The organism is Burkholderia sp. Ac-20345 (assembly GCF_017104825.1).
GTDB classification, from domain to species: domain Bacteria; phylum Pseudomonadota; class Gammaproteobacteria; order Burkholderiales; family Burkholderiaceae; genus Burkholderia; species Burkholderia lata_B.
Map to the genome: position 1 here is coordinate 1 of NZ_JAAGPO010000220.1, position 15,714 is coordinate 15,714.

The following is a 15,714-nucleotide window of genomic DNA, read 5'->3' on the forward strand; positions in this document are numbered from 1 at the left end:
GCGCGGTGGGGGGAGCGTGGCCGGCGCGCCGCGAACGGGCGGCGCGCGGGCGAATCGTCAGGCGTAGTCGGCGGCCATCACGGCCTGCGGCGCCACGCGCAGGATCGGCGCCGCTTCGTGGCGCTCGACGTGCGTCATCGCCGCACCGAACAGCACCAGGCGATAGCCGACCGCGTAGATCGGGATGATCCGCAGGTTCTTGTCGTGATCGAGCTGCAGCTTCGAGCGGATACGCGAGATATGGGTGTCGAGCGTGCGCGACGACACGCCGAGTTCACGGCCCCACACGGCTTCCTGGATTGCCTGCCGCGGCACGACCTTGTTCATGTTGTCGAGCAGGAATTCGACGACGTCGAACTCACGCGGCGTGACATCAATGATCTTGTTGTCGATTTCGATCGTGCGGCGCACGAAGTTGATTTTTATGTTGTCGATGTACAGGTATTTGCAATCCATGGTGGCCCTCGCATGTCCATAAAGGAGTGTTTGCGGGTCCTGTGCTGCAACTTCCGGGCCAGGAAGGGATTCGTCACGTATCGACAGGGGGCGGCGCCAGCGCAGGCGGCGCGGCAGCCTTGAATTTAAAAGAATTTTTAACGGGAGGCGCGGGGCGGATAAAAAATGGGGCCGGGGCAACGGTGAAGGATTGTTACGTAGCATCGGCAGGCGACGTTACGGGCGTTACGTCGGGCGTAACGTGTGGGGACGCGGGAATCGGGGAGGCGGCGGAGCATCGCTGCGGTCGATTGGCGAACCCGACATCGAACCCTGCGCGGATCGATGGGTTCTCTATATGGATCAATGTGTTACGAGTGATTTTTGCCGACATCGAACCCTGCATCGGCCGCGTCCGGCAAAAAAACGCCGGCCGCAAGGCGTCTCCGCCCCGCGGCCGGCGTTCCGGTCGCCATCAAGCCTTCGCGCTATCAGCCGAATCGAACGGCAGCACGTAATGCCGCTTGCCCGTCGCCGCGAAGATCGCGTTCGCGACCGCCGGCCCGATGGGCGCGACGCCCGGCTCGCCGACGCCGGTCGGCGCCTCGGCCGACGGCACGATATGCACTTCGACCTTCGGCATTTCGGCCATCCGCAGCACGTTGTAGCCGTCGAAGTTGCGCTGCTCGACCTTGCCGTCCTTCAGCGTGATCGCGCTGTGCATCGCCGCGCCGAGCCCGAAGCCGATGCCGCCTTCCATCTGCGCGGCGACGATGTCGGGATTGATCGCGATCCCGCAATCGACCGCGCACACCACGCGCTCGACCTTCACCTTGCCGTCCGCGTCGACCGACACCTCGGCCACCTGCGCGACATAGCTCTTGAACGCCTCGGCGACCGCGATCCCGCGCCCGCGGCCTTTCGGCAGCGGCTTGGCCGGATCCCAGCCGGCCTTCTGCGCGGCCAGGTCCAGCACCGCGCGCATGCGCGGCTCCTTCGCGAGCAGGTCGCGGCGGAACGCGTACGGATCCTTGCCGGCCGTGTGCGCGGCTTCGTCGATGAACGCCTCGACCGCGTAGGCCGTGTGCGAACTGCCGACCACGCGCCACCACAGCACGGGCACGCCCGTCTTCGCGGTGGTGAGCTCGACCGACACGTTCGGCACCGCGTACGGCAGGTTCGCCGCGCCCTCGACCGAAGTGGCGTCCACGCCGTTCTTCACCATGAACGCCTCGAACGGCGTGCCGGCGAGGATCGACTGGCCGACGATCCGGTGGCGCCAGCCGACCAGCTTGCCGTCCGCGGTCAGCCCCGCGTCGAGCTTGTGGAAGTACATCGGCCGGTAGAAGCCGCCCTGGATGTCGTCCTCGCGCGTCCATTGCAGCTTGACGGGCTTGCCGTCCGCGCCGAGCGCCTTCGCGATCGACACGGCCTCGACCACGTAGTCCGACCACGCGTTCGCGCGCCGGCCGAAGCTGCCGCCTGCGTACAGCGTGTGGATCTGCACCTGCTCGGGCTTCAGGCCCGCCGTCCTGGCCGCGTTGGCCTGGTCGACCGTCTGGAACTGGTCGCCGGCCCAGATCTCGCAGCTATTCGCCGTCAGCTTGACGACCGCGTCGAGCGGCTCCATCGGCGCGTGCGCGAGATACGGGAATTCGTACGTCGCGCTGATCTTGCGCGCGGCGCCCGTGATCGCCGCATCGGCATCGCCGTCCTTGCGGGCCGACGTGCCCGGCTTGTCGGCGAGCTGCCGGTATTCGCGCATGATCTCGTCCGAGCCGCGCTTTTCGGCGTTCGCTTCGTCCCATTCGACCTTCAGCGCGTCGCGGCCCTGTTTCGCGGCCCAGAAGCCGGTTCCGACGACCGCGACGCCACCCGGCACCTGCACGACCGACACGACGCCCGGCACGGCCTTGGCCGCCGTCGCGTCGAACGACTTCACCTTCGCGCCGAAGCGCGGCGGGCGCTGCAGCAGCGCGACGCGCATGCCGGGGAAGGTCGTGTCGAGCGTGAAGTGCGCGGTGCCGTTCGATTTCGCCGACGCGTCGACGCGCGGAATTTGGTGGCCGATCAGCTTGAAATCGGCCGGCTGCTTCAGCGTGACCTTGTCCGGCACCGGCAGCTTCGCGGCATCGGCGACGAGCGTGCCGTACGCGGCCGTCTTGCCGCTCTTCGCGTGGCTGACGACGCCATTGGCCGTCGTCAGCTCGCTCGCCGGCACCTTCCAGCGGGCCGCCGCGGCCGATACCAGCATCGCGCGGGCCTTGCCGCCCGCTTCGCGCAGTTGCTGCCACGAGTTCGACATGGCCGAGCTGCCGCCCGTCCCCTGCATCGTGCCGAACGCGAGGTTCGCGTAGCGTTTCGCATCGGCGGGCGCGCTTTCGACGCGCACGTGCGACCAGTCGGCGTCGAGCTCCTCGGCGACGATCGTCGCGATGCCCGTATACGCGCCCTGGCCCATTTCGACGTGCTTCGCGATGACCGTGACGGCGCCGTCGGGCGTGATGCGCAGGAACGCATTCGGCGCGAAATCGGCGGCGGGCGCGGTCGCTGCAAGCGCGCGGCGGCCGAGGCCGGCCCATTCGAAGCCGATGGTCAGGCTGACGGCGGCCGCGGCGCCCGCGGCTTTCAGGAACGTGCGGCGCGACGGATGCACCGAACCGGTGTTGTCGAGTTCGATCGTCATGGTCAGGCTCCCAGCGTCGCGGCCGCGTCGTGGATCGCCGCCCGGATGCGGGCGTAGGTCGCACAGCGGCACAGGTTGCCGTTCATCGCGGCGTCGATGTCCGCGTCGGTCGGCTTCGGGTTCTGTTCGAGCAGCGCGGTGGCCGACATGATCTGGCCGGACTGGCAGTAGCCGCACTGCGGCACCTGCAGCTTGACCCAGGCAGCCTGCACGGCGTGCGCCGGCTTGCTCTGCAGGCCTTCGATCGTCGTGATGTGCTTGCCCGCGATGCCGGCGAGCGGCAGCACGCACGAGCGGACGGCCTGGCCTTCGAGATGCACCGTGCACGCGCCGCACTGCGCCATGCCGCAGCCGAATTTCGTGCCGGTCAGTCCCGCGTGTTCGCGAATCGCCCAGAGGACGGGCATCGACGGATCGGCGTCGAGCGTGACGTTCTTGCCGTTCAGGACAAACGAGGTAGGCATTTTGATTGTCTCCGTGGGGAAAACCCGGCATGCGCCCGGTCAGCGGGCAGTGTGCGCGAGCGGCCGGTTTTTGCGTCTACCCAATCCTGCAAATTTATTGAACAATCCTGCAAATCCCCGGCAGGTCGCGGGTGGTTTCGCTATGCTCCCGCGACATGAGGAAATCTATCGAGGAAGTGTCATGGACATGACCGATATCGCGACGTCGCGCGAATCCGGGCGGCGCGAGCTGGCGATGCTGATCAGCCGTTTCGCACCGGCGGACGGCTCGCAATCGACGGCCGTGCCGGGCCTGATGCTGCACCGGCACACGCGGCCGGTCGATCTCGGCTGCGGCGTGTCGCGGGCCGCGCTCGTGATCGCCGCGCAGGGCGCGAAGCGCGTGATCGTGGCCGGCCAGGCTTACGAATACGACACGCAGAATTGCCTGATTACATCGATCGATTTGCCAATCCTCTCGCGCGTGACGCGCGCGTCGCCGGACGAGCCGTACCTGTGCCTGTCGCTGACGCTCGATCCGCAGCGCATCGTCGAGCTCGCGGCCGAGATGCGGCTGCCCGAACCCGATGCGGGCCCCGAAGGCGAGGGGATCGCGCTCGCCGAGCTGACGCCGCCGCTGCTCGATGCCGCGCTGCGGCTGATGCGGCTGCTCGATACGCCGGCCGACATTCCGGTCGTCGCGCCGCTGATCGAAAAGGAACTGCTGTACCGGCTGATGACGAGCGGGCAGGGCACGCGGCTGCGGCACATGGCGATCGCGGGCAGCCAGACGCACCGGATCGCACGCGCGATCGAATGGATCCGCGATCACTTCGCCGAGCCGATGCGCGTCGAGTCGCTCGCGCAGGCGGTCAACATGAGCGTGTCGTCACTGCACCATCATTTCAAGCACGTGACCACGTTGAGCCCGCTGCAGTACCAGAAGCAGTTGCGGCTGCACGAGGCGCGGCGGCTGTTGCTGCGGCAGGGCGGCGACGTCGGGTCGGTGGCCGCCGTCGTCGGCTACGAAAGCGCGTCGCAGTTCAGCCGCGAATACAGCCGGCTGTTCGGCGCGCCGCCGATGCGCGACGTCGTGCAGTTGCGGAAGAAGGAGCTGCTCGGCTGATGGCGCGCCGCTGACGCGCCACCGGGCACCGATCCATTCACCTGGCGACCACCGACGTCTGCAGGAACGCCGGCGCGATCCGCCAGTCCGGCACGTAGTGCGCCGGCCACGCGCCGGGCGTATCGACCGCGTTGAAATACACGATGGCCTTCAGCAGCGGATAGCGCCACAGCGACCGCTGGAATTCGTCGAGTGCCTCGCGCTTGCGCGCATTCGACCCGTCGACGCCGAGCTCCGTGACCATCACCGGCAGCCCGTAGTCGGCCACGCGCTCGTACTTGGTCCGCAGGATGCTCGCGGCGGAGGCGCGGCCGCCGGCCGGCCAGACCGCGCAGCGCGGGCAGTCGAACACGGACAGGCCGATGTCGTCCACATAGGCGCGACCCGGGAAATAGTCGTCGAGGTTCCGGTTACCGGCCGGCGACCACACGAAGCGGATCTGGTCGGTCATCGCGCGGCACGCGGTCACGACCCGCCGGTACGCATCCACGTAGGCCGACGCATCGCCGATGGCCCACGGATAGCGTCCGGTGTCGGCCTCCATCTCGTGGCCCCAGCGCACGAACACCGGGCCCTTCAACGCGGCGAGCGCCGAGCAGGTGGCCGCGATCCGCGCGTCGTAGCGCCCGTGCGCGATATCGTCGAGCAGTGCGCCTTGCCGCGTGTCGCCGGCCGCCCACGGCTCGACGGTCAGCATCAGCGAGCGGTTGCGCGCCTGCGCGTTCCGGTACGCATCGTCGATTTCCGCGCGGATGTCCGGCGCGTTCCACGACACGAACACATGGTCGAATGCGAGATCCCGGCTGGCCGCGAGCGTCCTGTCGGGATCGTAGGCGCCGAGTTCGGGCTGCTTCACCGGTTCGCCCGGCACGGGCGCGACCACGGCCGGCAAACCCGAGCGCCACATCATCGCCTGCCAGCCTTTCGGCGTGCGCAGCCCGATGCCCGACAGCAGCATCGCGAGCGCGATCACGAACAGCGCGTTGCGCACGGGCAGGCGGCTGAAGAACATCTGCCGGAACGCCGACCACTCGAGCCCTTGCTCCCTGCCGTGATTCACCGCGACGACGGCCGCGATCACGAGATACAGGATGCTCGTCAGCGTCGAGAACAGATAGAAGCCCGCGGCGTTGCGCGGATTCTCGACCGTCACGACGGGCAGGCTGCAGAACAGCGAGATCAGCAGGTACGGCGCGACCACGCGCAGCGGCGCGTCCGGTTCGATCGTGCCACCCTTCGGCGTGACCTTGAACGGAAATTCCTTGCCGCGCACGCAGTCGAATACCGCCGACGCGCAGCCGAGCACGACCCACGGCCAACGCGCGAACACGAACGACAGGCCTTCCCACGACAGCAGCTTCGTGTTCAGCGGGCGGCACGACTGGGTCGTTTGCGTGGCCCAGGTCACGACGCACAGGATCAGCACGGTCAGCGGCAGTGCGTAGGTGAGATACGTGAGGTAGTCGACGTGTGCCCACACGCGGCCGGTGAGCAGCGCGACGACCGGAATCGCGACGCTGCCGGCCATCGCCAGCGCGCACAGCGGGTACCACAGCTGGCAGAACAGGAACTGCGCCTTCAGCTTCAGCGGCAGCCCCATGAAATAGTGGCGCGTGTAGCGCAGCATGATGATCATCACGCTCTTGGACCACTGGAATTCCTGCGTGGCCAGGTCGCCGAAGGTGCGCGGCCCTTCGCCGTTCGCGATCGCGTTCAGCGCATGCATGCCGCGCCAGCCCTTCGAATTGAAGATCATCGTGGTCGAATGATCCTCGGCGAGTTCGGGCCCGAGCCCGCCGATCTCGCGCAGCGCGCGGCAGCGCACCGCATAGTGCGAGCCGATGCACAGCGGCGCGAGGCCGCCCGCATAGCCGGCCTGCATCGTGCCGTGCAGCGGACCCTCGACGTTCACGCGCCCGCGTGCGCTCCAGCTCGCGGCCGCGTTGCTGTCGCAGATGCTCGGCGCCGACACGTAGCCGACTTCCGGATCAACGAACGGCCGCAGCATCTCCTCGAGATAGGTGCGGGTCGGCACGTGATCGGCGTCGAGCTGCGATACGAAATCGTAGTTGTCGTAGCCGTACATATCGTAGAAGTACGCGAGATTGCCTTCCTTGCATCGGGTCCGGCGCGGCCAGCTTGCGCGGTGGTACGAGGCAATGCCGCGCCGCGTCGACACGAATACGCCGTGCTCGCGGCACCAGTCGAGCGTTTCGGGCGACGGGTCTTCATCGGCGAGCCACGTATCGTGCGGGTAGGTCTGGTCGAGCATCGCGAGCAGCGTCGTGCGGACGATGTCGAACGGCTCGGACGGCGCCTTGGTGACGACCATCGCGACGCGCCAGTCGCGCGGCACCGTCAGCGCGGGGTTCGGCACGACCGCCGAGCGGATGATGAAGATGAAGTAGCCGGGAATGAAGGTGGTCCAGAACAGCACGAAGCAGTTGACGCCGAAACGGAATGCATCGACGTAGTGCTCGTCGCGCAGCCACCAGCGCCAGAAGATGCCCAGCGCGACGAACCAGCCCAGCGCGAGGATATGGAAGACGATCCTGGTCCCGCTGTCCATCAATGGGACGAGGAGCGGGACCTCCGCGTGCGGCGATGCGGTGCGGTCCGCTTCGGCGTCGGTGGGGGCGGCGGTATCGGCAGTATCCGGCGCAGGGCCGCCGGCAAGCGACGCAACCAGCTTCTTCATGGTGCTCTCCCGTCAAGGTCAGATCATCAGTCTTGAAGCAGGCCGCGCTGCGGCCGGGTGTCCTCGCCTGCATGCTGTTGGTCGGGTGCCGGGTCGGCCGGTGTGCGTTCGCCGCACGAGCGGCCCACGCGTTCGTAGCGGCGAAAGCCGCTGTCGACTGCGAGCCGTTCGCTGAACAGGTTGCGCATGTCGAGCATCACGGGATCGGCCATGTGATCGGCGAGGTCGGCGAGATCGAGTGCCTCGAACGCCTTCCACTCGGTCATCACGACGACGGCGTCCGCGCTGCGCACCGCGTCGATCGCGGAGCCCTCCATGAACACCTGCGGCAGCAGCCGCGACGCTTCGTGCGGACGCGCCGGGTCGTACGCGCGGATATGCGCGCCCGCGCCGACGAGCAGCTGGATCACGTCGATGCTCGGGCTTTCGCGCACGTCGTCGGTCTGGCCTTTGAACGTGAGGCCGAGCACCGCGATCCGCTTGTCCTTGATCGAGCCGCCGCAGGCCTTCTCGATGCGGCGCAGGATCTGGTCCTTGCGCAGCGCGTTCGATTCGATCGCCGCGCTGACGATGCGCAACGGCACCGCATGTTCGGAGGCCGTCGCCTTCAGCGCGCGCGTGTCCTTCGGGAAGCACGAGCCGCCCCAGCCGGGGCCGGCCTTCAGGAACGACGCGCCGATGCGGCGGTCGAGGCCCATGCCGTTCGCGACCAGTTCGACATCGGCGCCGACGGCTTCGCACAGGTCCGAGATCTCGTTGATGTAGCTGATCTTCACCGCAAGGAACGCATTCGCCGCGTATTTCACGAGTTCGGCCGTTTCGATCTCGGTTGCGAGCACGAGATGGCCGGCCGCTTCCAGCGGCGCATAGATGGCCTTCATGATCTCGATCGCGCGCGGATGCTCGGCGCCGAACACGACGCGGTCCGGATGCATGAAATCGTCGATCGCCGAGCCTTCGCGCAGGAACTCCGGATTCGATGCGATCGCCGCGTCGATGCCGTCCGGTGCGCAGCGTTCGACGATCTGCTTGACGATCCGGTTGGTGCCGACCGGCACCGTCGACTTCGTGACGACGACCGTGAAACCGCTCAGGTTCGATGCGATTTCACACGCGGCCGCCTCGACGTACCGAAGGTCCGCCTGGTCGGTGCCCGGCAGCGTCGGCGTGCCGACCGCGATGAATACCGCGTCGCGATCGCGCACGCTCGCCGCGAGGTCGCTGCTGAAGCGCAGCGTGCCGCGTTCGACGTTGCGTGCGACGACGGCGTCGAGGCCCGGTTCGTAGATCGGCATGCGGCCTTCGTTCAGCGCGTCGATCTTGCCGTGATTGTTGTCGATGCAGACGACGTCATGCCCGAGATCCGCAAAGCATGCGCCGCTCACCAGCCCGACGTAGCCCGTGCCGACGATGGCGATCCGTACCTTCATGGTGATTCCCCTGCGTGGCGTTCAAGGAAACTTGCTCACTTGCCGGATTCGAATTGCAGTGCTTTCTGAAACCACGCCGCGGCGTGTTCGACCATCGGTTCGATCGCGGTGAAACGCGGCCGCCAGCCGAGCACGAGCGCGGCTTTCGTGGCGTCGGCGTACAGCTCGGGCGGGTCGCCCGGCCGGCGCGCGGCCGTCACCGTCGGCACGCGGCGGCCCGTCGCGGCTTCGACGGCGCGCAGCGCGTCGAGCACCGACGTTCCTTTGCCGGTGCCGAGATTCAATGCGACGCTGTGGCCGCCGCCGCACAGATAGTCGGTTGCCTTCAGGTGCGCGTCGGCGAGGTCGCTCACGTGCACGTAGTCGCGAATCGCCGAGCCGTCGGGCGTCGGGTAGTCGGTGCCCATCACCTGGAACGCATTGCCGGTGCCGAGCGCCGCGCGGATCGCGAGCGGCAGCGCGTGCGTTTCCGGTTCGTGGCATTCGCCGATCATGCCGTCCGGGTCCGCGCCCGCCGCGTTGAAGTAGCGCAGCGCGACCCACTTCAGCCCGTACGCGCGCTCGAAATCGGCGGCCATCCGTTCCATCGCGTACTTCGTGAAGCCGTACGGATTGATCGGCCGCTGCGGCGTGCGCTCCGAGATCGGCAGCACGTCCGGAATGCCGTACGTCGCGCAGGACGACGACATCACGATCCGGCCGACGCCGGCCGCGTGCATCGCGCTCAGCAGCGTGCAGGTGCCCGTGACGTTGACCGTGTAATAGCGGTCGGGCGCGAGCACCGATTCGCCGACGTACGCGAGTGCGGCGAAATGGATCACGACGTCGGGCCGATGCAGGGCGAACGCGTTCGACAGCGCGTCGCGGTCGAGAATGTCGGCCGCGACGAGCGGCCCCCATCGCACCGCGTCGCGCTGGCCGGTCGACAGATTGTCGTAGGCGACCGGCTCGTGTCCCGCTTCCGCGAGTGCCTTGCAGGTATGGCTGCCGATATAGCCCGCTCCGCCTGTCACGAGCACCTTCATGCCGTGGCCCCGGTCATGCGCAGCACCGGCTCGAGCCACAGTTCACGGCTGAAATAGTCGACCGTCCGGCGCAGGCCTTCGTCGAGATCGATGGCCGGCCGCCAGCCGAGCTCGGCCGACGCGATCGAGATGTCGGGCCTGCGCTGGTGCGGATCGTCGATCGGCAGCGGCCGGAACACGATCTCCGATTTCGAGCCCGTCATCGCGAGCACTTTCTCCGCGAGCTCGATCATCGTGAACTCGCCGGGGTTGCCGATGTTGACCGGCGTGCCGACGTTGCGATCGGTGCTCATCAGGCAGAAGAAGCCGTCGATCAGGTCGCTGGCGAAGCAGAACGAGCGCGTCTGCTTGCCGTCGCCGTAGATCTCGAGCGGCGCGCCGTTGAGGGCGCCGACGATGAAGTTCGACACGACGCGGCCGTCGCGCGGCGACATCCGCGGGCCGTAGGTGTTGAAGATGCGCGCGACGCGCACGTCGATGCCGTGCGCGCGGTAGTAGTCGTAGCACAGCGCCTCGGCCGCGCGCTTGCCTTCGTCGTAGCACGCGCGCGGGCCGATCGTGTTCACGTTGCCGCGATAGGTTTCCGTCTGCGGATGCACGCCCGGGTCGCCGTAGATCTCGCTGGTCGACGCCTGGAACACGCGTGCGCCCGTCTTGCGCGCGAGCGCGAGGCAGTGGTTCATGCCGAGCACGTTCGTCATCATCGTATGGACGGGATCGATCTGGTAGGTGGGCGGCGATGCCGCGCACGCGAGATTCCAGATCTCGTCCACCTGCAGTTGCGGCAGGCCGAGCGCTACGTCGCCCTTCACGAACTCGAAGCGGCCGGACGCTTTCAGGTCGGCGACGTTGAGCTTGCGCCCCGTCAGCAGGCTGTCGATGCACGTGACGGATGCGCCTTCCATGACCAGGCGCTCGCATACGTAGCTGCCGAGAAAGCCGGCGCCGCCCGTCACGAGGACGCGCTGACCGGCGCGCGTGTCGAGCGCGACCCTGTCATTCATGGCTTTCTCCTTCGTCGAACAGCTCAAGGAACCACACGTCGATTTGCTCGACGGCGGCGCGCACGCGTTCCATCCCGCTGCACGGGTGGCGTTTCGGCAAGCGCCGGCTCGCATGGGCTGATGTCGACGAAGCGCCGCGCCAGGCGCTCCGGTTTCGCTGACTACCCCGTTGAAGCTTGAACGACGCAAGCGTCGATCGATCGGTGGTGATCTTCATCGCCTTTTCCCCGATTCGCTGATTGACGAGCAGGCCGCCACCGTAATCTTGTGCCTTGGCGTGCCGCTCGGTGAGAGCCGGAAATCAGGCAATCGGCATGCCATGAACGATGCCGTCACGATGCGCACGGGCGCGGCGGCGCGATTGCCGCGCGATATGCGCGTTTCTGTTTCATGTGTGTATCGTGGGGACAGAAAGCGGGCAAGCCAATTGCCGGGGCGATGCGATTCGATACGACGAAATGCGCGATAAATCAGGCTATTGCGGGAATCGCTTCGTCAAAAAGGTGTTGGATTGGAATGTTTCATCAATGAGAAGTGCTTCGCTGAAGAATTAAAAACGTATCGGAAATGTGCTGCTCATCGAGCGATTCGGTTCGTGAAAGGAAGGAGAAGTGAAATTGAAAAAATGATGCTCGCGATCCAGGGGTGCACGTTTTCATTTGTTTTAAATATTACGCCGTAACGAAAGTTTTCTTTTTTACGGTCCATTTCGATGCTCTGGCGGCGTGTGATCCCGTCGGTATTTTCACGGATGAATCAAATTCGTTTCGGTCATCAGGGGAAACGCGTGCCGACGGCTTGCCGGAGGCTGCTGCGCCGGGCTCCCGGCGCCCGGTGCCGGGCGTATCGATTCTCGTTTGTGATGGCCGGGAGGGGGGCGCACACGCCTCGCCCCACGGTTTGCGGGCGGAAAAGCCCGCCCCGCCTGCCTTGCGCGGCCGCGCGCTTCTCAAGTTTGAAACACCCGTTCACCGGGCCTCCCGGCGCAGGCCTGTGAGCCGGATTCGTCCGTCTAATCCGGCTATTGCTTCGTGGCGCTCAACGATCGGAGAGGGTGTCAGACTGTTATTGCGATACATTCCTGAAACAAAAAATGTCGTTCCGGGCGTTGCGTGCCGCTGTGGCGGCCGTTTGCCGAGCGCAATATGCGGTGGAATATCACGTGGCATGCTGCTTGCGGTACTGGACGCACCGGCGGGCGGTCGACACGAAGTAACGAACAGGTGGGGCGGCCAACTCGTCAATAAGCAGTCGGGGAAACGGCGATGAAGACAATAAGCTGTAGCTTGATCGGCGCGTACTTTGCGCATCAGTGGGGTAGTCGGAAAGGCCGGGGTGACGCTCGCGACGCTGTGCCAGCTTCGCGGGTTGCGCTGTCCCGGTTTCTTGCCCGCCGCGCGCTTCGCGTGCTGGCGCGGTTGTCGCGCCGCACGGCAGTCGGGCGACAGCGGTACTCGCTTTCATTCAGCTCACCCGGATGGATCATGCTGTTCGTGCCGGACAGCGTGACGCCGATTCGTCTCCGGCCATGCAGGGTCGCTCCGATCGCGCCTGGCCCATGCCAGCGTCAACCGGATTAGATCGAACGCTCGTCGGCCGGATTATCCGGAAGATCTTTCGTCGCTAGCTCAGGGAGAAGCCATGCCACCTGGCTGCAATGCAGGCCCGTTGTCGCCCGGATAAAGGGTGTATTTCAAACGGTACTGCGTTTTTCGGTGGTTAATGTATTCGCGAATTTTCGATTCCGGAATGGCGTGCCGCGTGCCGGCATTATTTCCGGCGGGGTGTCGAATATCGCAGGCCGGAAAGATGTGCGCATCGTTCCGGTTTATCAGGTAATGGTGTTTTTGCTGAAAAAACAAATGTTCATAAAAATAATAGAAAACACCTAGCAAAAAAATTTGGATAACTAAAAATCGCGAAGCTAAGCTTCGTCTGGCCGAAATCACAAAAAAACATGAATCGAAAAGGCAATACGATTTTGTTAATTGCATAGTGATCCTTAATTTTTAGGATTGCTCAAGTCAGGAAGGTTGATGGCGTGCGATCTTCCTGACTCACTCCGTCCACGCCGTTTTGGAGTCGACCATGAAGAAGCTTCTGATTGCAGCAGCAGTTCTGGCGGTTTCGGGTGCAGCGTTCGCTGGCAGCGGCACGGTGTCGAGCAGCAATTCGTCGAGCGGCGGTTCGACGATGGCTGGCGTTGCAGGGTTCGGTCATTTCACCGCGACCGATTCCGGCTCGGCACTCGGTGCAGCTGGCGCACTTGCCGGCGGCCCGGGCAGCGGTTCGGTCTCGTACACGAACCACACCCAATCGTCGTCGGTTAGCGGCTTCGGCTTCGGCGGCGCACAAGCTGGTGGCACCAGCGGTGCGAATGCCGGTTCGATCGGCTGGACGATTCACCACTAAGCCGCGACGCGTAGCGTTCGTCATTGGCTGGCGGTACGGACGCCGGGTTCCGCTCGATGGGGGTTGACCCGGCTCCGCCACCGCCGAACTTACTCACAGCAAGGAATTGCTATGAAAGCCAAAGTCATTTTCGCGACAGCGCTCACCGTCTTGGCGTCGGCTGCATTGGCAGCGGGTTCCTCCACGACCAACCAGACTCAATCCGTTGCGGCGGGTGTTTCCGGTTCGGTCCTGGTCGGCTCCGGCAGCTATACCAGCAATTCGACTTCGACGGCGGGCGCGAACGCGGGCAGTACGGTGACACCCGCTGGTTCCGTCGGCACGGCATCCGCCTTCCACAACTCGACTTCGACGGCCAGCGGTTCGGGCACGAACGGGGGCGCGTTCGCGGCAGGCGGCGGTATCGGTGCCGCAGGCTCGTACGGTGGAAACAGCAGCACGAACGAGAACGCGAATGCGTTGTCGGGAGGGGTGAGCGCCACGATCGTACTCGGCGCAAACCACTACACGGCCTCGGGTGCGAACGACCAGGGCGTGGCCAACGCGGGTGCCGCTGGGCTGACCGGCAGTGGTGGGTCAGGCGCGATCACGGGTTCGAATCACTACAACTCGTCGACCGTTTGGAGTACCGGTCCCGCCGGCTCGCCGTCCGCATCGGGCGGAAGCCAGGGCAGTGCAAGTGCGACCGGAAGCAGTCATTAGTCTGGTGTGGGGGGACCAGTTTCCCAGCGACGCTGGTCTCTTTTCCCCACATTGTTGTCACGTAAGGAGTTGGCATGAAGCAGAAACTGATTGCCGCCGCTCTGATGCTCGCGTCTCTGACGGCGTATGGCGCTGACCGTATTGCCAACGACGTGCAATCGAATTTGCAGACGTCAAACAACCCTGACCAGACAACCAAACCGTCAGAACAACAAACGCTTTCTTCGGGCAGTGCCATCGGCGGACCAGACGCCCAGCAGTGGCAGGGCATGTCGGCCGGCTCGTGGTCCCAGCTGGGCAACGGCTGGAAACAGTTCGGGGAAGCAGCGAAGGCTGAAGGGAATCAGGGGAACTAGTACGGTTGCCTGGGTGGGAGGTCAAACCTCGTCCGGAGAGTGAAATGAACAGCAACAGGATCAAGGTGGCATGCGCAGCGATGTTCGCGATGACCACGATCGGCGCCCAAGCGCAAACAGCCGACTCGACTTCGAGCTCGCAGTCGTCGACGTCGTCGACGGCGATCAGCCAGGGCGGCGGCTCGAGCATGAACACGAACACCACGAGCTCGCGCGGCGGCAACGCCACCAGCTCCAGCGGGGTTCGCGGCAGCGGCAATTCGAGCGTGAACGTGAACGTGACGATGCCGTCCGGCACGAGTGGCGGTTCAAGCGTGACGCCGCAGAGCGTAAGTTCGCTCCAGTCGTCCGGCGCACCCGGCACCAACCCGTACAACACCCAGACCTCGGAAAACGTCAATTACTCCGGGACGCAGACGATCAAGACGAACCCCTCGATCCAGGCGCCGGGCCTTACGACCACGCTGTCCGATACCTGCATGGGATCGGTGAGCGTCGGCGTGTCGTTCCCGGGGTTCGGCGCGACGGGGGGCACGACGCTGGTCGACCAGGCCTGCGTACGCCGTCTCGATGCGCGTGAATTCCGTGCGATGGGCCTGACCGACGTGGCGCTCGCGCTGCTCTGCCAGAGCGACGCGAACCGGCGTGCGGTGGAAGCGACCGGCCACCTGTGCCCGGGCACGACCGCGCCGCTCGCCCGTTCGAACGTGGCGCCGAGCGTGGAAGCGACCGTCGCCGACGACGTGAAGTATCGCGATCCGATCGTGCGCGACCGCATGGGCTTGCCGCCGCTGGGCGCTGCCGCGCCGGCACCGGCGCAGCCCCGTCCGGTGGCGACGACCTCGGTGCAGGCGGCACCCGTGTCGGTGCCGGTACCGGTGCCCGTGCCGTCGATGGCGCCGGTTGCCGCCGTCCCGGCTGTTGCAGCACCGGCTGTTGCTGCCGCACCGGCAGTGGCGACGCCTGCAGTTGCTGCCGCCGCCCCGGCCGTTGCAGTACCAGCCGTCGCAGCCGCGGCACCGGCCGCAGCCGTAGCGCCCGCTGTCGCCGCCGCACCCGCAGCGTCGGTCATACCGGCGGCCGCGATCGCAGCCGTACCGGCTGCCGCCGTGATCGCCGCACCGGCAGTGGCGGACAAGGCATCGCCAGTGCCTGCCGAGCCGGTTGCCGACACGAAGGCAGCCGAGCCCGTGCAGCCCGTGGCCGACAAGGCGCCGGAGCCCGTACCGGTGGTTGCCGACAAGGCGCCGGAACCTGCGCCGGTGGTTGCCGACAAGGCACCCGAGCCCGTGCAGCCCGTCGCCGACAAGGCGCCGGAGCCGATGCCGGCCGCGACCGACAACGCAGCGCAGGCCGCTGCCGCGCCGGCTGCGGACACGACGCCGGCTGCCGCCGTC

14 protein-coding genes are annotated in these 15,714 nt (G+C 66.1%); 5 read left to right on the forward strand and 9 right to left on the reverse strand.

The window, feature by feature from the left end:
* Positions 1 to 57: 57 nt before the first annotated feature.
* The 3 genes from G3O06_RS40825 to G3O06_RS40835 all read right to left on the reverse strand — a co-directional run bounded on the left by G3O06_RS40825 (position 58) and on the right by G3O06_RS40835 (position 3,585).
* On the reverse strand, positions 58 to 456 hold the full coding sequence (locus G3O06_RS40825; protein WP_089427051.1) for a winged helix-turn-helix domain-containing protein: 399 nt from the start codon (positions 454 to 456) through the stop codon (positions 58 to 60).
* Between the two features lie 454 nt (positions 457 to 910).
* Positions 911 to 3,121 (reverse strand): xanthine dehydrogenase family protein molybdopterin-binding subunit, encoded by a 2,211-nt coding sequence (locus tag G3O06_RS40830; protein ID WP_205819480.1) that lies wholly within the window; start codon positions 3,119 to 3,121, stop codon positions 911 to 913.
* Between the two features lie 2 nt (positions 3,122 to 3,123).
* Positions 3,124 to 3,585, reverse strand: a complete 462-nt coding sequence (locus tag G3O06_RS40835) for a (2Fe-2S)-binding protein (RefSeq protein WP_011354470.1) — start codon at positions 3,583 to 3,585, stop codon at positions 3,124 to 3,126.
* Positions 3,586 to 3,766: 181 nt separating this feature from the next.
* Between G3O06_RS40835 and G3O06_RS40840 the strand changes: the two genes are divergently transcribed.
* A complete protein-coding gene (locus G3O06_RS40840; RefSeq protein ID WP_174970313.1) occupies positions 3,767 to 4,690 on the forward strand; it encodes an AraC family transcriptional regulator in 924 nt (307 codons plus the stop codon).
* 37 nt (positions 4,691 to 4,727) lie between these two features.
* On the opposite strand, the gene G3O06_RS40845 is transcribed toward G3O06_RS40840, so the two are convergent.
* The 6 genes from G3O06_RS40845 to G3O06_RS40870 form a co-directional block, all read right to left on the reverse strand.
* Positions 4,728 to 7,388 carry a glycosyltransferase family 2 protein gene (locus G3O06_RS40845; RefSeq protein WP_205819481.1) on the reverse strand — a complete coding sequence of 887 codons (2,661 nt, stop codon included), beginning with the start codon at positions 7,386 to 7,388 and terminating at the stop codon, positions 4,728 to 4,730.
* Positions 7,389 to 7,414: 26 nt separating this feature from the next.
* On the reverse strand, positions 7,415 to 8,818 hold the full coding sequence (locus G3O06_RS40850) for a UDP-glucose/GDP-mannose dehydrogenase family protein (protein WP_205819482.1): 1,404 nt from the start codon (positions 8,816 to 8,818) through the stop codon (positions 7,415 to 7,417).
* 35 nt (positions 8,819 to 8,853) lie between these two features.
* The gene (gene galE, locus G3O06_RS40855) at positions 8,854 to 9,843 is read right to left on the reverse strand and encodes a UDP-glucose 4-epimerase GalE (protein WP_205819483.1); all 990 of its coding nucleotides are present in this window, start codon (positions 9,841 to 9,843) and stop codon (positions 8,854 to 8,856) included.
* Positions 9,840 to 10,847, reverse strand: a complete 1,008-nt coding sequence (locus tag G3O06_RS40860; RefSeq protein WP_174915034.1) for a UDP-glucuronic acid decarboxylase family protein — start codon at positions 10,845 to 10,847, stop codon at positions 9,840 to 9,842. The genes galE and G3O06_RS40860 overlap by 4 nt, the downstream gene beginning before the upstream one ends.
* Complete coding sequence (locus tag G3O06_RS40865; protein WP_241020493.1) at positions 10,840 to 11,064, reverse strand: hypothetical protein; 225 nt, start codon at positions 11,062 to 11,064, stop codon at positions 10,840 to 10,842. Before G3O06_RS40865 ends, G3O06_RS40860 begins: the two co-directional genes overlap by 8 nt.
* Positions 11,065 to 12,475: 1,411 nt before the next feature.
* Positions 12,476 to 12,841: a hypothetical protein gene (locus tag G3O06_RS40870; RefSeq protein ID WP_205819484.1), complete on the reverse strand. Its 366-nt coding sequence runs from the start codon at positions 12,839 to 12,841 to the stop codon at positions 12,476 to 12,478.
* Between the two features lie 94 nt (positions 12,842 to 12,935).
* On the opposite strand from G3O06_RS40870, the gene G3O06_RS40875 reads away from it, so the two are divergent.
* From G3O06_RS40875 to G3O06_RS40890, 4 genes are all read left to right on the forward strand, one after another.
* Positions 12,936 to 13,259: a hypothetical protein gene (locus tag G3O06_RS40875; protein ID WP_174970316.1), complete on the forward strand. Its 324-nt coding sequence runs from the start codon at positions 12,936 to 12,938 to the stop codon at positions 13,257 to 13,259.
* A 111-nt stretch (positions 13,260 to 13,370) separates the two neighbouring features.
* Positions 13,371 to 13,961 (forward strand): hypothetical protein, encoded by a 591-nt coding sequence (locus tag G3O06_RS50100; protein WP_174915028.1) that lies wholly within the window; start codon positions 13,371 to 13,373, stop codon positions 13,959 to 13,961.
* 74 nt (positions 13,962 to 14,035) lie between these two features.
* Complete coding sequence (locus G3O06_RS40885) at positions 14,036 to 14,317, forward strand: hypothetical protein (protein WP_174915026.1); 282 nt, start codon at positions 14,036 to 14,038, stop codon at positions 14,315 to 14,317.
* A 44-nt stretch (positions 14,318 to 14,361) separates the two neighbouring features.
* The coding region (locus G3O06_RS40890) for a chemotaxis protein CheA (RefSeq protein WP_205819485.1) at positions 14,362 to 15,714 on the forward strand (1,353 nt) is incomplete at its 3' end.

Coding starts and splice junctions, on each gene's coding strand:
- G3O06_RS40825 (WP_089427051.1), bottom strand. CDS start 456: ATGGATTGCAAATACCTGTACATCGACAACATAAAAATCAACTTCGTG.
- G3O06_RS40830 (WP_205819480.1), bottom strand. CDS start 3,121: ATGACGATCGAACTCGACAACACCGGTTCGGTGCATCCGTCGCGCCGC.
- G3O06_RS40835 (WP_011354470.1), bottom strand. CDS start 3,585: ATGCCTACCTCGTTTGTCCTGAACGGCAAGAACGTCACGCTCGACGCC.
- G3O06_RS40840 (WP_174970313.1), top strand. CDS start 3,767: ATGGACATGACCGATATCGCGACGTCGCGCGAATCCGGGCGGCGCGAG.
- G3O06_RS40845 (WP_205819481.1), bottom strand. CDS start 7,388: ATGAAGAAGCTGGTTGCGTCGCTTGCCGGCGGCCCTGCGCCGGATACT.
- G3O06_RS40850 (WP_205819482.1), bottom strand. CDS start 8,818: ATGAAGGTACGGATCGCCATCGTCGGCACGGGCTACGTCGGGCTGGTG.
- galE (WP_205819483.1), bottom strand. CDS start 9,843: ATGAAGGTGCTCGTGACAGGCGGAGCGGGCTATATCGGCAGCCATACC.
- G3O06_RS40860 (WP_174915034.1), bottom strand. CDS start 10,847: ATGAATGACAGGGTCGCGCTCGACACGCGCGCCGGTCAGCGCGTCCTC.
- G3O06_RS40865 (WP_241020493.1), bottom strand. CDS start 11,064: ATGAAGATCACCACCGATCGATCGACGCTTGCGTCGTTCAAGCTTCAA.
- G3O06_RS40870 (WP_205819484.1), bottom strand. CDS start 12,841: ATGCAATTAACAAAATCGTATTGCCTTTTCGATTCATGTTTTTTTGTG.
- G3O06_RS40875 (WP_174970316.1), top strand. CDS start 12,936: ATGAAGAAGCTTCTGATTGCAGCAGCAGTTCTGGCGGTTTCGGGTGCA.
- G3O06_RS50100 (WP_174915028.1), top strand. CDS start 13,371: ATGAAAGCCAAAGTCATTTTCGCGACAGCGCTCACCGTCTTGGCGTCG.
- G3O06_RS40885 (WP_174915026.1), top strand. CDS start 14,036: ATGAAGCAGAAACTGATTGCCGCCGCTCTGATGCTCGCGTCTCTGACG.